This window comes from Actinomycetospora sp. ABD4_176, assembly GCF_056311855.1.
In genome coordinates this window covers 2,595,056-2,610,229 of record NZ_CM149974.1, presented here as the reverse complement: position 1 = coordinate 2,610,229, position 15,174 = coordinate 2,595,056, and the positions used below count along the sequence as shown (strand labels likewise).

Genomic DNA, 15,174 nt, shown 5'->3' with positions numbered 1-15,174 from the left:
ATCGCGTCGGGGGAGATGGTGATCGGGATCATCCGTCGGTGCAACGGGTTGACGTGGACCGCCGAGAGGCGTAGTGGCGAACGGCGCAGCGGCGGCCCGACCGGGCGGGTGACACCGTCGGCACGGGTGGCGCCCACGGGCGCGGGGCCCGGAGGATGCCCCCGACGCGCCCAGCCCGCGAGGAGGAGTCGGACGGATGAGCGACCTCGAGGTCGACGTCGTGGTGATCGGCGCCGGTCCGGTCGGCGAGAACGTGGCCGACCGCGCGCACCAGCAGGGCCTGTCGGCCGCGATCGTCGAGTCGCGCCTGGTCGGAGGCGAGTGCTCGTACTACGCGTGCATCCCGTCGAAGGCGCTGCTGCGCCCGGTGGATTTGTACGCGGCGACGCAGCGCATGCCGGGGGTCGCCGAGGCGGTGTCGGGGGGAGTGGACGTCGCGGCGGTGCTCGCGCGGCGTGACGCGTTCGCCGCCGAGGACGACTCCTCCCAGGCCGAGTGGCTCTCCGGCGCCGGCGTCACCCTGCTGCGCGGTCACGGCCGGCTGACCGGGGAGCGCGTGGTGCAGGTGACCCACCACGACGGCACGACGACCTCGGTCGCGGCCCGCTACGTCGTGGTCGCCACGGGCTCGACGCCGGCGCGACCGCCGATCGACGGGCTGGACACGGTCAACGCCTGGACGAACCAGGAGGCGACGCAGGTCAAGGAGGTGCCGACGTCGCTGCTGATCCTCGGCGGGGGCGTGGTCGGGGTGGAGATGGCGACGGCGTTCCGGCGCCTCGGCGCGCAGGTCACGCTCGTCCAGCACGGGGAGCGCCTCATCCCGGGCACCGAGCCCGAGGCCGGCCGACGCCTGCACGCCGCGCTCGAGGCCGACGGCGTCGACGTCCGGCTCTCGACGTCCATCACAGCGGTCCGGCGCGACGGCGGCTCGACCCGGGACGAGGTCGTGGCGACGCTGGACGACGGGTCCGAAGTCCGCGCCGCCGAGCTGCTCGTGGCCGCGGGCCGGCGGCCCGCCACCGCCGACCTCGGCGTCGACACCGTCGGGCTGGAGCCGGGCCGCCCGCTCGAGGCCGACGAGCACACCACGGTGCTGGGTGGCTGGCTCTACGCGGTCGGCGACGCCAGCACCGGCGCGAAGCTGACGCACATGGGCAAGTACCAGGCGCGCATCTGTGGGGACGTGGTCGTCGCCCGCTCGCGGGGCCAGGAGCTGGGCGGGCGCTACTCCCACCACGCCGCGACCGCGGAGCACACCGCGGTCCCGCAGGTGATCTTCACCGACCCGCAGGTCGCGGCCGTCGGGTACACCGAGGCCGGGGCCCGCGAGGCCGGGCTGGCGGTGCGCGCGGTGTCCTACGAGATCGGCAGCGTGGCGGGCGGGTCGCTGCACCTCGACGGGTACGACGGGTTCGCCTCGATCGTGGTCGACACCGACCGGGGCGTGATCGTCGGGGCGACCTTCGTCGGGCAGGACGTCGCGGACATGGTCCACGCAGCCACGATTGCGATCGTCGGCGAGGTCCCGCTCGAGCGGCTCTGGCACGCCGTGCCGTCGTTCCCGACGATGAGCGAGGTCTGGCTGCGCCTGCTCGAGACCTACGGCCTGTAGCCCGCGTGGCCGGATTCCTCCCGACGGGCGCCCTGCGGACCCCGCGCTCGGCCTTCGCGGCGACGCGGCTCGACGACGGGCGGGTCCTCGTCGCGGGCGGCACCGCACCCGGCGGGGCGGGCGTGCGCGAGGCCGAGGTGTACGACCCGGACACCGGTGCCTGGAGCGCCGCCGGCACCCTGACCGGCGTCCACGTCGCGCCACAGCTCGTCGCCACCGACCGGGGCGCCGCGGTGGTGGGCGGCGACCCGGGCGGCGCCGACGTCCTGCTCGAGACGTGGGACGCGGCGACGAACGTGTGGAGCGCCCACGTCGTCGAGCCCTCGCTGGCCGCGGCGGACGGCGTGCGGCGGGCGTCGGACCACCTCGACGTGCTGTGCGGCACCCGCGGACAGCCGGACCCGTTCGGTGCCGCTCGCCTCGTCGAGGTCACCCTGGCCGACGGCAGGGTCCGGTCGCGCCCGACTCCCGGGTACAGCCGGTCCCACGCGTTCGTCACCACCCTGGCCGACGGCACGCTCCTCGCCTGCGCGGGCATCGGGCTCGCCGTGGGCGCCGGCGGGCGGCCGGTCGAGTACGTCGCGCGGACCTCGGAGAGCCAGGACCCGGTGACGGGGGCGTGGACCCCGACCGGGCGCCTCGCCGTGCCCCACCTCACCGTCGACCGCTCCGGCGCGTACCTCGTCGCGCTCGGTGCCGACGCCCTCCTCGTGGCGGGCGGCGACCCGGTCGACGGCCTCACCGACGTCGTCGAGCACTACTCCGCCGCGACCGGGCGGTGGATGCAGCGTGCGCCCCTGCCCGACGCCCGCGACGGCCACGCCGTGGTCGCGCTCGACGAGGGGGCGGTGCTCGTCATCGGCGGGGAGACCGCCGCGGGGGTGCGGGCGGAGGGCTACGCCTACGACGTCGCCACCGACGTCTGGAGCGTGACCGACGCCCTGACGCGCCCCCGCACCGGCCACGCGGCGGTGGTCCTCACCGACGGCTCGGTGCTCGTGGTCGGCGGCGCCGACGACGGGAGCTGCGAGCGCCTGGGCTGACGGAGCCTGAGCCCCCGGCAGGGATGACCGCGGCGGGTAACGGGAACCAGCCCCGGTGCAGTCGCTGCGGATCGTGCCGGACCTGCGGAGCTCGGTCGTCGAGGAGATGCCCGCGACGCAGGCGCTGCTGTTCACGTCGCGCCGCGCCGACGCCGACCCCGCCCTGCTCGCCGACCCGCGGGTGTCGCCGTTCACCCCGCGCCGGCTGGTCGCGGCTCTGCGCGACCCGGAGCTCGCGGTGCTCGAGGTCGCCGAGCCGCTCTGGACGGGGGAGTGGGTGCGGGCGGTGCGCTGGATCGCGCTCGCGAAGCTGCTCCGGCCGCGGATCACGGTCGCCACCTACGCCATCGAGAACCTCGACGCCCACGCGCGCCTGGCCCCCCGCGCGCTCGCGCACCGGCCCGTCCTCGGGGCCGTGGGGACGCGCCTGGCCGTCGCCGCCATGGGGGTCTCGCTGCTGCTGGGGCTCGACGCCGTGGTGTACGGGACGAGCGGCGCCGCCGAGAACTACCGGCGCGCGTTCGGGTGGGCGCTGCGCCGCACCCGCCAGACCGTGCTCACCCCGCGGCTGAGCGCGTGCAGCGTCTGCGGCCCGCAGGTCGGCCCCGGGGACGACCGCACCCGCGAGCCGACGGTGCTCTTCCTCGGCACGCCCAGCGAGCGCAAGGGGTTCGCGGTGCTGACCGCGGCCTGGGAGGAGACCGGCGCGGCCGAGCGCGGATGGCGGCTGGTGGTGGCCGACCCGAGCGGGGCGACCGACCGACCCGTGCCCGCCGGGGTGTCCGTCGTCGCCGACCCGCCGCGCGCCACCGTCCACGCCCTCCTGCGCACCGCCGCCGTCGTCGCCATGCCGTCGGTGCGGCGGCCGGGCTGGCGTGAGCAGATCGGGCTGCCGCTGGTCGAGGGCCTGACGCACGGCTGCCGCGTCGTCACCACCACCGAGACCGGCCTCGCCGACGACCTGCGCGACCACCCCCGCGTCGTGCTCACCGCCCCCGGCGACGTCGCGGGCCTCGCCGCCGGGCTGCGCCGCGCGATGGACACCGACGGCCGCCCGGTGGCGGCCGGCCCGCGGGGCGCCACCAAGACCGACGTCGTGGCGTGGTGGCTCGATCCCCTTGACACGACCCCGGATCGGCGCTGACCTCCTCGGTGAGGGGGGATGAGCGTGACCGGGTGGCGACGTCGTCTCGGCGCGGTGCTGGCGGGCGCCGCGCTGCTGGCGACGGGGTGCTCGGGCGGTCCCGGCCGGTCCGTGCCGCCGCCCGCCTCGTCCTCCGACCCGCCGACCGATACCCGCCTCGCCGAGCAGCTGGCCGCGACGACCGGCGGTGACGCGGCGTTCGTCCACCTCCGGGCCCTGCAGGACGTCGCCGACCGGAACGGCGGGCAGCGCGCCACGGGCTCGCCGGGCTACGACGCGAGCGTCGACTACGTCGCCGGGGTCCTGCGCGACGCCGGGTTCCGCGTGGAGACGCCGGTGGTGACCGTCGAGTCCGACGAGGCCGACGAGGGGAGCCCGCCGGTCACGACGCGCAACATCGTCGCGCAGACCACCACCGGGCGCACCGACGAGGTGGTGCTCGTCGGCGCCCACCTCGACAGCGTCCCCGAGGGCCCGGGCATCAACGACAACGCCAGCGGGTCGGCGGCGCACCTCGACGTCGCGCTGGCGCTCGGCCCCGCGCCGCCGGTGCGCAACGCCGTGCGGTTCGTGTGGTTCGGAGCCGAGGAGGACGGGCTGCTCGGCGCCCAGGCCTACGTCGACGGGCTCACCGAGGAGCAGCGCCGCGACATCGCCCTGATGCTCAACTCGGACATGATCGGCTCGCCCAACGCCGCCTACCTCACCTACGACGGCGACGACGCCGACGGCACGGCGGACGAGCCCCCGCCGCCGGGCTCCGCCGTGATCGAACGCCGCCTGAAGGCGCGGCTCGCGGCGATCGGCGTGCAAGCCGGGGACGTCGACCTCTCCGACGACTCCGACTACGGCCCGTTCGTCGACGCGGGCATCCCCGCCGGCGGGGTGAACACCGGCGACTCGGGGATCAAGACCCCGGAGCAGGCGGCGCTGTGGGGCGGCGAGCCCGGCGTGCCCTACGACCGCTGCTACCACCGGGCCTGCGACACCCTGGCCACCATCGACCGCGTCGCGTTCGACCGGATGGTCGACACCGTCGCCTACGGCGTCGGCCTGTTGGCGGTCGATCTCGGTGGCGTCCCGGAGCGCGAGGCCCGTGACCGGGAGTGACCGCGTCGACGCGCGCCGTACGGGGTGCCGCTACCTCTGGTCTCTCCCCGCCCCGACGGAGTGGAATCACGTCTCGCCGCGCTCGTCCGTGAGCCCACCGTCGGGCTCTTCAGTCCCAGGAGTCGAACCGTGAAGAAGCTTCTCAACGACCCGGCCGACCTCGTCGCGGAATCGCTGCGCGGGGTGGAGCGAGCGCACCCGGAGCTGCGCATCGACCACGAGAACCGGATCCTCTACCGCGCCGACGCGCCCGTGTCGGGCAAGGTCGGGCTGCTCTCCGGCGGGGGCAGCGGCCACGAGCCCGCGCACGCCGGGTTCATCGGGCCGGGCATGCTCGACGCGGTCTGCGCCGGCGAGGTCTTCACGTCGCCCGTGCCCGACCAGATGGCCGAGGCCACCAAGAACATCGACGGCGGGGCGGGCGTCCTGCACCTCGTCTGGAACTACACCGGCGACGTCATGAACTTCGACATGGCCGCCGAGCTCGCCGCCGCGGAGACCGACACCGAGGTGCAGGCGGTCGTCATGAACGACGACGTCGCCGTCGAGGACAGCCTGTTCACCGCCGGCCGCCGCGGGACCGGCGCCGCGATCGCCGTCGAGAAGATCGTCGGCGCCGCCGCGGAGCAGGGACGCAGCCTGTCCGAACTGGCCGACCTGGCCCGCCGCGTCAACGACGCCTCCCGCAGCATGGGCATGGCGCTGACGTCCTGCACCGTCCCCGCGAAGGGCAGCCCGACGTTCGACCTCCCCGAGGACGAGATCGAGATCGGGATCGGCATCCACGGCGAGCCCGGCCGTCGGCGCGTCCCGCTCACGTCCGCGCACGAGATCGCCCAGATGCTCGTCGACCCGATCCTCGCCGACCGCGACTTCACCGGCGGCGAGGGCGTCTTCGTGTTCGTCAACGGCATGGGCGCCACCCCGCAGCTCGAGCTGTACCTGATGTACAACGAGATCGCCGCCCTCCTCGACAAGGCCGGCATCGTCCCGGTCCGCTCGCTCGTGGGCCCCTACGTCACCAGCCTCGACATGGCGGGCTGCCTCGTGTCGATCACCCGCCTCGACGACGACATGCTCCGGCTCTGGGACGCCCCGGTCGCCACCGCCGGCCTGCGCTGGGGCATGTGATGGCGGGGGTCGACACCGACACCCTCCAGCGCTGGCTGCGGGCGTTCGCCGCATCGGTGGCCGAGCAGAAGGACGCGTTGACCGCCCTCGACGCCGCGATCGGCGACGCCGACCACGGCGCCAACATGGACCGGGGCATGGCCGCGGTGGTCGCCTTCCTGGACGCGACGCCGCCGGCGGACCCGGCGGCGCTGTTCAAGCAGACCGGGATGACGCTGGTCAAGTCGGTCGGCGGTGCGAGCGGCCCGCTCTACGGCACCCTGTTCCTGCGCATGGCGCCCGCCACCGGAGGCGCCACGGCGATGGAGCCCGACGTGTTCGCGAAGGCGCTGCGGGCCGGGCTCGACGGGGTCGTCGCCCGCGGGAAGGCCGAGCCCGGGGACAAGACGATGGTCGACGCCCTCGCCCCGGCCCTCGACGCGCTCGACGGCGCGCTGGCCGCGGGCGAGCCCCTCGCGGCGGCGCTGCGGGCGGCCGCGGACGCCGCCGAGCGGGGCCGCGACGAGACGACGCCGATGCTCGCGCGCAAGGGACGCGCGAGCTACCTCGGCGAGCGCAGCATCGGCCACCAGGACCCGGGCGCCACCTCCGCGGCGCTGCTCGTCGCCGCGGCGGCCTCGACCGTCGCCGACCAGGAGGCCGCGTGACGGTCGGGATCGTCGTGATCTCCCACAGCCGGGCCCTCGCCGACGCGGCGGTGGCCCTGGCCGGGGAGATGAACGCCGGCGGCGGCGTGCCGGTCGAGGTCGCCGCCGGCGCCGACGACGGGGGCTTCGGCACCGACGCCGTCGCCATCTCGGAGGCGCTCACGGACGCCGACCAGGGCGACGGCGTGGTCGTCCTCATGGACATGGGCAGCGCCGTCCTCTCCGCGGAGCTCGCGCTCGAGCTCGTCGACGACGAGGTCCGCGAGCGGGTGGTGCTGTGCCCGGCGCCACTGGTCGAGGGCCTGGTCGTCGCGGTGGTCAGCGCGGCCGGCGGGGCGTCGGCGGCCGAGGTCGCGGCCGAGGCGGGCGACGCGCTGGCGGCGAAGTCGGGTCACCTCGGCGACGCCGCACCCGCACCCGCTCCCGAGGTCGCGCCGGCCGGCGAGGGGGAGGAGACCGGCACCTTCACCGTCCGTATGCCGCACGGGCTGCACGCGCGCCCGGCGGCGGCGCTGGTGGCGGCGGTGCGAGGGCTCGACGCCGACGTGCGCCTGCGCAACGTCACCGTCGAGGGCCCCGAGGTGTCGGCGGCGAGCATGTCGAAGGTGGCGACCCTCGGCGCGCTGCAGGGCCACGAGGTCGCCGTCCGCGCGTCGGGGCCCGACGCCCGCCAAGCGGTGCGCCGGCTGCAGGAGCTCGCCGAGGACTCGTTCGGGGAGAGGGCGACCGCGGCGTCCGGGCCGGCTCCCGCGCCGGCTCCGGTGCCCCGGGGGACGGGGCGCCCGATCCCCGCCTCGCCCGGCGTCGGGATCGGCCCGGTCCGGGTGGCGGCGCCCGCCGGGATCACGCTCCCGGCGCCCGTGGCCGGCACCCCGACCGAGCAGCGCGCCCGTCTCGACGAGGCCCGGGCGAGCGGCCGCGAGCACCTCCGGGCCGTCCGCGACCGCGCGGCCCGCGAGATCGGCGAGGCCGAGGCGACGATCTTCGACGCCCAGCTGCTGCTGCTCGACGACCCCGACGTGCTCGCCGACGCCGACGCCCGCATCGAGGACGGGGCGGACGCCGCGCCCGCGTGGGCGGACGCCATGGACGCCGTCGAGGCGGCGCTCGCGGCGGGCACCGACGAGTACCTGCGGGGGAGGGCCCGCGACGTGCGCGACGTGCGCGACCAGGTGCTCGGCGCCCTGGGCGGTCACGCCGGGACCGCCGCGGCGTCCGACGGCGTCCTCGTCGCCGACGACCTCACCCCCGCCGACGCCGCGCTGATCGATCCGGGGCGCACGCCCGCGGTGGTCCTCGCCGGCAGCAGCCCCACCGCGCACGCGGCGATCCTGCTGCGCGCCCGGGGCGTGCCGGCGGTGGTCGGGGTGGGCGCCGCGCTGGCGGCCCGCGCGCGGCAGGCCGGCGTGCTCGCCGTCGACGGCACCACCGGCGAGCTGGCCGTCGACCCCGACGAGACGGTCCTCGCCGACTTCCGCGCCCGCTCCGCCGCGCACACCCGCCGCCGCGATGACGCGCTGCGGCGGGCCCACGAGCCGGCGGTCACCCGGGACGGCACCACCGTGCTCGTGGGCGCCAACGTCGGCTCCGTCGACGACGCCGCGGCGGCGGTCGGGGCGGACCTCGCGGGCCTCGTCCGCACCGAGTTCTCCTTCCTCGACCGGCACGACGCGCCCGACGTCGACGAGCAGGAGGCCGCCTACCGCGCGATCGCCGAGGCGATGGGGAGCCGGCGCCTCACCCTGCGCACCCTGGACGTCGGCGGCGACAAGCCGCTGGACTACCTGCCGATGCCGGCCGAGGCGAACCCCTTCCTCGGAGTCCGCGGGCTGCGGCTCGCGCTCGCCCGGCCGCAGCTGCTCGCCGACCAGCTCGAGGCGATCGTGCGGGTCGCCCACGACCACCCGGTCGACGTCATGTTCCCGATGGTCAGCACCGTCGACGAGCTCGACGCCGCCCGCCGGGCGCTCGACGGCGCGGTCGAGGCCGTCGGGCGAGGCCGTCCCGACCTGCGCGTCGGGATCATGGTCGAGGTGCCGGGGGCGGCCCTCAAGGCCGCGTCGTTCGCGTCGTCGGTCGACTTCCTCTCGATCGGCACCAACGACCTCACCCAGTACGCCCTGGCCGCCGAGCGCGGCAACGAGGACCTCGCCGCCCTCGCCGACGCCCTCGACCCCGGGGTGCTGGCGCTGATCGCGGCGACGGTCGCCGGGGCGGGCGACGACGTGCTCGTGGCGGTGTGCGGGGAGGCCGCCGCGGACGAGCAGGCCGTCCCGCTGCTGCTCGGGCTGGGGGTGCGCGAGCTGTCCGTCGCCCCCGCCGCCGTCGGCGTCGTCAAGCAGGCGGTGCGGGAGGTGGACCTGGGCGCGGCGCGGGAGCTGGCGCAGGCCGCCCTGCGGTGTCCGGACGCGCGAACGGTGCGGGGGCTGCTGGCGTGACGGCAGGTCGTATCGGATCCCATCCGTTCTTCGGCGCGTCATCGGGTGCTCTGTGGGCTGAACGGGTGCTTCTGGCACATGCCAGGTAGCGATACCTCGCTCTCGCGCGACTCGTGACGCAGGACGTCGGAGAGCGGTGGGATGAACCAAGAGATCGTCCGCGTGGTTGTCACGGCAGTGGTGGCACCTCTCGGCATTGCCCTATCCATTATGGTAGTACACATTCTCGCCTCGGTATGGCGGGCAACCGCATGGCGCCGTGCACTACCGATCGTGGTCCACTCGCTTCTCTTCGAACACGCAAAGACTGAGTTCGTCGCCGGACAACCAGAGACGCTCCTTGAGCTCCCTTCTCGGTTGCGTAGTTACCTTGGCGGAGACGTGGGCTCGCAAGTTGAGCTTGCGCCTGGACCTGCCGGTTCATTGACGAACCAATTCGTTGCCGCAGCGCCACAGCGGAATGACTCCACTTGGGCTGGCCACCTGACACGAGCTCTGCTCTCGCGGCACCGACCAACGCTCAACATCCGACTCGTCCCCGAAGTTCCGAAGAGGGGCTTGTCGGTGGGAGTTCAGATTGTCCGTGAGCCGCACGGGGAGATCGTCGCTGCTCGGAGCATCGCCGCACCCACACTGCTCGAGCTCTACCACGTCGTCGGCGGATTCTGCGCCGAGGCGGTCCTGGAGCAGCCGCGGCTCCTCGGACGAACGCCGCGATGGGGGCACTGGAAGAACAATGCGTACACACAATGGAGGATCGGGCTCTACCGCGAGCGTGAGGGTGACGCCGCGGCGAAACGGGGTAACGCCACCGAGGCAGCCAGGGCCTACGCCGAGGCCCACGACAAGTACTCCGAGGCGGCGAGAAGATGCCCCGGCAATTCACGCATCGCTTTGGCTCACGGAAATCTTCACGAGAAGCGCCGCGAGTTCGACGCAGCGGCGGTGGTCTACCACGCTGCAGCTTGCCTCTGGCCCCAGAACATCGACCTCAGCTACAGGCTTGCGGCAGCGTCAGTGAATCACGCCGTGACCGTTGAAACGAGCACCGCCGAGAAGCTCGAGCGCCTGCGGTCCGCAAACCGTAGCCTCAAGTACGCTCATGATCGCCTCGAAATCCCGAACGTGCTGATCGCATTTCTGCGTACATACGTGCCGTGGCGACGCGACAAGGGAGAACGAGCGTACTGGCGGTCCTGGTTCCGGCCCGACCGCTATCGCCGGTCGCTCCGCCTACTGCGCAAGAGTCGCCGATACGAATACCGGTGCGCCTTGAAGGTCGCCATCGAAGGGAACGACATCCTGCTCCGGCGTCTCGACCATGAAGCCGGCAACAATGAGCCTGGCTCAGCCGACGCGGTGCTGGAGTCCTGGCGCAATGTCGTCCACATCGCGTCCGGCAAACGGATCGGATGGCTTGCGCACTGGACGGCGGCTTGCTATTTCTCCCGCCTGACGATACTGCCCGCCGAGTGGCAACCGTCGGAGGCGGAGTGGCGTCGAGACCGTGTCAAGCTGACGTCGCCGGGGTCTTCGACCGGGCTGGGAATCACTGAAGACGGGCGGGAGGTGCACTGGAAGGACTACTGCGAGGAGCGTGCCGTCGGCGAGCTTGGCCGTGTCATCAGGAACCCCTGCTCGCAATTCGACGCTCGACTCCTGCAGACGGACCCGGACATGCAGCCACTGCACGAGGCTCTGAAAGGGCAAGCGGTAGCTGTCCTGGCCGGTGTCGTACCGAGCTCTGCAGGGGGCGATCTCCGCGTCCCCTTCCAACGGAGTGCGATCAACCGAGCCTCAGTCGTCGCGGGCCCCCTACCGAGGACGCCCGGTCGCCATGATGACTGACCTACCTATAATCGGATGCCCCACACCAGTCGGCGCGGCGCCTGCACCTCATGACCACTAGGCCGGTGGGCGGGAGACGTCGTCGATGGTCAGCGTCCCCAGGTCGGTGTTGGCGATCCAGACCTCGCTGCCGTCGGGCGACGCGGCGAGGGCGACGTCGTCGGCGTACTCCTCCACGAACCAACCGCTGGTGACCGCGAGCGTCGTGGTGTCGACGGCGGCGAGCACCGGCGGGTCGGTGGCCAGCGTGGCGAACACGCGGGCACCGTCCCGGGTCACCGCCAGCCCCGACACCGGCCCGGGCAGCGCCACCTCGTCGACCGGGCCGGCGCGACGGGGGTCGACGACGGTCAGGGCGTGGCGCGGGTCGGTGCTGCCGAGGTAGACCACGTCGCCGTCCGGTGCGGCGACGGCGAGGTGGGCGGGCGCGCCGAGGCTGATCGACGTCGCGGGGGCGCCCGTCCGGACGTCGACGACCTCCGCGGTGGACCGGCGGTCGTCGACGGTCAGGAGCCGGGTGCCGTCGGTGCCCGCCGCGAGGTCGGTGGCCCGGCGGTCGAGCCGGCCCGCCACCCGCCCGGTCGCCAGGTCGACGACCACGACACCGCTGCGCACCGGCACGAATACGGTCGTGCGGCGGGCGTCGACCACCGGCGCCCCGACCGTCGGCTCCGGCAGCGGGACGGTGGCCGCGACGGCGGACCGTCGCAGGTCGACCACCACGAGCTCGTCACCCGCCCGTCGGGTGGTGGCCACGAACAGGCGCTCCCCGGCCGCGTCGGCCACGGCGCCGACGGTGCGGCCCTCGCCGAGCAGGATCTCCGTGATGACCGTGCGCCCGCGGACGTCGAGCACCGTGACCGTCCGGCTGCCCGCGTTGGCGATGACCGCCTCGGCGCCACTCGCGGTGAAGGCGACGGCGACCGGACCGACGCCGATGGACATGCCGGTCCCGGTGTAGCGGCGGACGGCCGAGACGCCCGCGACGAGCAGGACGGCGACGACGGCGACGACCAGGGCGCGGCGGAACCACGGCGGCCAGGGCCAGGGCGTCCCGGACGACCACCATCGATGCGGCGCGACGACGCGGTCGGGCGGGTCCGGCTCCGGTGGGGGCAGCAGGGGCTCGGTCGGACGGCGTCGCAGGGCGGCCGCCGCGTCGGCCGCGAGGGCGCCGGCCCGCGCGTACCTGGCCCCGGGGTCCTTGGCCATGCCGCGCGCGACCACCTCGCCCAGCGCGGCGGGGACCTCGTCGGGCAGGACGGGCGGTGAGCGGTAGAGGTGCGCCCCGACCAGCGCCGGCGAGTCCCCGTCACCGAACGGCGCCGTCCCCGTGAGGCACTCGTGGAGGACGCACGCCAGCGCGTACACGTCGGACCGGGCGTCCGCGGGCTCAGCGCGCAGCCGCTCGGGCGCCATGTAGGCGAGCGTGCCGATCACCACGCCGTCCTCGGCGGCGAGGCTCACCGACCCCGCGGAGCGGGCGATGCCGAAGTCCGTGAGGTGGGCGAAGTCGTCGGGACCGACGAGGATGTTCGACGGCTTGACGTCCCGGTGCACGAGCCCGCCGTCGTGGGCGGCGTCGAGCGCGGCCGCGACCTGCGTGATCAGCGCGACCGCGCGCCGGGGCTCGATCGGCCCGGACCGGAGCAGCGTGCCGAGGTCGGTGCCGTCGATGAGGCGCATGTCGAGGTAGAGCTGGCCGTCGATCTCGCCGTAGTCGTGCACGGGCACGACGTGCGGCTCCCGCAGCTCGGCCGCCGCCTCGGCCTCACGGCGGAACCGCTGACGGTAGGCCTCGTCGGCGCCGAACCGGGGGTGCAGGAGCTTGAGGGCGACCCATCGCGAGCGGCGGGTGTCCCACGCGCGGAACACCTCGCCCATCCCGCCGCTGCCCAGCGGCCGGCCCAGTCGGTAGGGACCCAGCTCGGCGGCCACGCGGCCCAGCGTCCCCGAGCGGCGACGCGCTCACCAGCGTCCGTCGGCGTCAGACGGGCGCGCCCGCCCCGGCACGGCTGAGCTCGAAGCCCTCGTAGCCCTTCGCGGCGACGTCGTCACAGATGCCGCGGTAGACGCCGACCCCGCCGACGTAGGGGTAGAGGCTGCGGTGCTTGCCGGGGATGTTGGCCCCGACCCACCACGAGTTCGCGCGGGGCAGGAGCGTGCCCGCGGTGACCTCGTCGTGGTGGGCGACCCAGGCGTCCTCGGCCTCGACGGTCGGCTCGATCCGCTCCACGCCCTGCTCGCGCAGGTGGCGCAGGCAGTCGGCGACCCAGTCGACGTGCTGCTCGATCGAGACCGGCATGTTCGACAGCACCGACGGGCTCTGCGGGCCGGTGATCACGAAGAGGTTCGGGAAGTCGTGGGTGGCGATCCCGAGGTAGGTCCGCGGGCCCTGCGCCCACTTGTCGGCGAGGGAGAGCCCGCCGCGCCCGGTGATGCCGAGCTTGTAGAGCGTGCCGGTCATGGCGTCGAAGCCGGTCGCGTAGACGATGCTGTCGACCTGGTACTCGCCGTCCGTGGTGCGCACCCCTGTCGGCGTGATGGCCTCGATGGGGGAGCGCCGGACGTCGACCAGCGTCACGTTCTCGCGGTTGTAGGTCTCGTAGTAGCCGTTCTCCAGCGGCGGGCGCTTGGTGAAGAACGGGTGGTCCTGGGGCGCGAGCATCTCGGCGATCTCGGGGTCGTGCACCCGCTCCCGGATCTTGTTGCGGAGGAACTCGGCGGCGGTCTCGTTGGCGTCCTCGTCGAGGAGCAGGTCGTTGAACGTGGTGCCGAGCCGGAAGCCGCCCTGCGCCCATGCCTCCTCGAAGATCACCTGGCGCTCGTCGTCGGGGACGGACAGGGCCGTGCGCTCGGCGACGTCGTACGGGAAGCCGAAGGCCGTCTCGCGGGTCCGCGCCCAGATCCGCGGGTAGTCGTCCTTGATCTTCCGGTCGAAGTCCTCGGTGACCGGATGGTTGCCGCCGGCGATGTCGTAGTTCGGCGTGCGCTGGAAGACGGTGACGTGCGCGGCCTCCTCGGCGACCTCGGGAATGAGCTGTACGCCCGTGGCCCCGGTGCCGATGACCGCGACGCGGCGGCCGGTGAAGTCCACGCCCTCGTGGGGCCAGAGCCCGGTGTGGTACCAGTCGCCCTCGAAGCTGTCGCGGCCCGGGAAGTCGGGCAGGTTCGTCGTCGACAGGCAGCCGACCGCGGTGATGAGGAAGCGCGCCGTGAAGCGTTCGCCGCCGGCGGTCTCCACCGTCCAGTGCCCCGCGTCGTCGTCCCACGATGCGCCCGTCACGGTGGTGCCGAAGCGGATGTCGCGGCGCAGGTCGAAGCGCTCGGCGACGGTCTGCAGGTAGCGCAGGATCTCCGGCTGGCCCGCGAAGCGCTCGCTCCACGTCCACTCCTCGAGGAGGTCGGGGGAGAGCCGGTCGGAGAAGCTGTAGAAATAGCTCTCCGAGTCGCACCGCGCGCCCGGGTACCGGTTCCAGTACCAGGTGCCGCCCACGTCGTCGGCGGCCTCGAGCACCAGCGCCGACAGCCCGAGGGAGTCGCGCAGGCGGTGGAGCATGTAGAGGCCGGAGAACCCGGCCCCGACCACCAGGGCGTCGAGGTGGTTGCGGTCGGTGAGGTCGCTGCGGTCGGTGGACACGGCTTCCGACATGGGTCTCCTCCTCGTCCGGCGTCCCGCTGTGTGGCGAGCGTCACCAGATGGTGACGGAGAGGCGTCGGATCCTCGACCGCCGGACGGCCGAGCTGCATCGGTCCACCCGGGCCGATGCGTGTCGGTCCGCGCGCGGGTCGCTCCGTCCTGCGCGCCGAGGCCGGGCGCCCGATCAGGAGTCGGAGAACGCCTCGCGGCCGAGGACGCTCGCGGCGCCGTCGAGGTAGGCCTGGCGGTAGGCCGGCGGGATCCACTCGGCGGTCCGGAAGACGGTGAGCGCCGGGTCGTCGTACGTGGCCTCGAGGTGCAGCGCCGCCCGAGCGGCACCGGCATCGGGCTCGCCCGGGGCGTGGGTGTCGTCCGGGGTCGTGGTCATGACGTCACAGGATGCCCGCCGCGCGCACCGCGAACCACCTCACATCGGTCGAGATGCGCGACGCGGATGAGGGCGTAAGCGGTTCCGTCAGCGGGTCCTGCCTGCGCGAAGCGTGCGGAGGGTCGGGCGGACCTACCTTCCTCCGAGGTCGGCGAGCCGACCGATCAGCT

General features: G+C 74.2%; 11 protein-coding genes. 8 read left to right on the top strand and 3 right to left on the bottom strand.

Features of this window, described 5'->3' with window-relative positions:
• Positions 1 to 196 precede the first annotated feature (196 nt).
• The 8 genes from ACYX4T_RS12600 to ACYX4T_RS12565 all read left to right on the top strand — a co-directional run bounded on the left by ACYX4T_RS12600 (position 197) and on the right by ACYX4T_RS12565 (position 10,976).
• Positions 197 to 1,615 (top strand): dihydrolipoyl dehydrogenase family protein, encoded by a 1,419-nt coding sequence (locus tag ACYX4T_RS12600; RefSeq protein WP_476014831.1) that lies wholly within the window; start codon positions 197 to 199, stop codon positions 1,613 to 1,615.
• Between the two features lie 5 nt (positions 1,616 to 1,620).
• Positions 1,621 to 2,658: a Kelch repeat-containing protein gene (locus tag ACYX4T_RS12595; protein ID WP_476014830.1), complete on the top strand. Its 1,038-nt coding sequence runs from the start codon at positions 1,621 to 1,623 to the stop codon at positions 2,656 to 2,658.
• Positions 2,659 to 2,713: 55 nt separating this feature from the next.
• A complete protein-coding gene (locus ACYX4T_RS12590) occupies positions 2,714 to 3,802 on the top strand; it encodes a glycosyltransferase (protein ID WP_476014829.1) in 1,089 nt (362 codons plus the stop codon).
• A gap of 18 nt (positions 3,803 to 3,820) precedes the next feature.
• A complete protein-coding gene (locus tag ACYX4T_RS12585) occupies positions 3,821 to 4,912 on the top strand; it encodes a M28 family peptidase (RefSeq protein WP_476014828.1) in 1,092 nt (363 codons plus the stop codon).
• Between the two features lie 129 nt (positions 4,913 to 5,041).
• Positions 5,042 to 6,043: a dihydroxyacetone kinase subunit DhaK gene (dhaK, locus tag ACYX4T_RS12580; protein ID WP_476014827.1), complete on the top strand. Its 1,002-nt coding sequence runs from the start codon at positions 5,042 to 5,044 to the stop codon at positions 6,041 to 6,043.
• Entirely contained in the window at positions 6,043 to 6,690 is a 648-nt protein-coding gene (gene dhaL, locus ACYX4T_RS12575) for a dihydroxyacetone kinase subunit DhaL (protein WP_476014826.1), read from the top strand. The genes dhaK and dhaL overlap by 1 nt, the downstream gene beginning before the upstream one ends.
• Entirely contained in the window at positions 6,687 to 9,128 is a 2,442-nt protein-coding gene (gene ptsP, locus ACYX4T_RS12570) for a phosphoenolpyruvate--protein phosphotransferase (protein WP_476014825.1), read from the top strand. Before dhaL ends, ptsP begins: the two co-directional genes overlap by 4 nt.
• A 564-nt stretch (positions 9,129 to 9,692) precedes the next feature.
• Positions 9,693 to 10,976, top strand: coding sequence for a hypothetical protein (locus tag ACYX4T_RS12565; protein WP_476014824.1), 1,284 nt, complete (start codon positions 9,693 to 9,695; stop codon positions 10,974 to 10,976).
• A gap of 57 nt (positions 10,977 to 11,033) precedes the next feature.
• Here the strand turns inward: ACYX4T_RS12565 and ACYX4T_RS12560 are convergent, their stop codons facing one another.
• From ACYX4T_RS12560 to ACYX4T_RS12550, 3 genes are all read right to left on the bottom strand, one after another.
• Entirely contained in the window at positions 11,034 to 12,914 is a 1,881-nt protein-coding gene (locus tag ACYX4T_RS12560) for a serine/threonine-protein kinase (RefSeq protein ID WP_476014823.1), read from the bottom strand.
• A 49-nt stretch (positions 12,915 to 12,963) separates the two neighbouring features.
• Positions 12,964 to 14,628: a flavin-containing monooxygenase gene (locus ACYX4T_RS12555; RefSeq protein WP_476014822.1), complete on the bottom strand. Its 1,665-nt coding sequence runs from the start codon at positions 14,626 to 14,628 to the stop codon at positions 12,964 to 12,966.
• Positions 14,629 to 14,800: 172 nt separating this feature from the next.
• The gene (locus ACYX4T_RS12550; RefSeq protein ID WP_476014821.1) at positions 14,801 to 15,004 is read right to left on the bottom strand and encodes a hypothetical protein; all 204 of its coding nucleotides are present in this window, start codon (positions 15,002 to 15,004) and stop codon (positions 14,801 to 14,803) included.
• Positions 15,005 to 15,174: the final 170 nt, after the last annotated feature.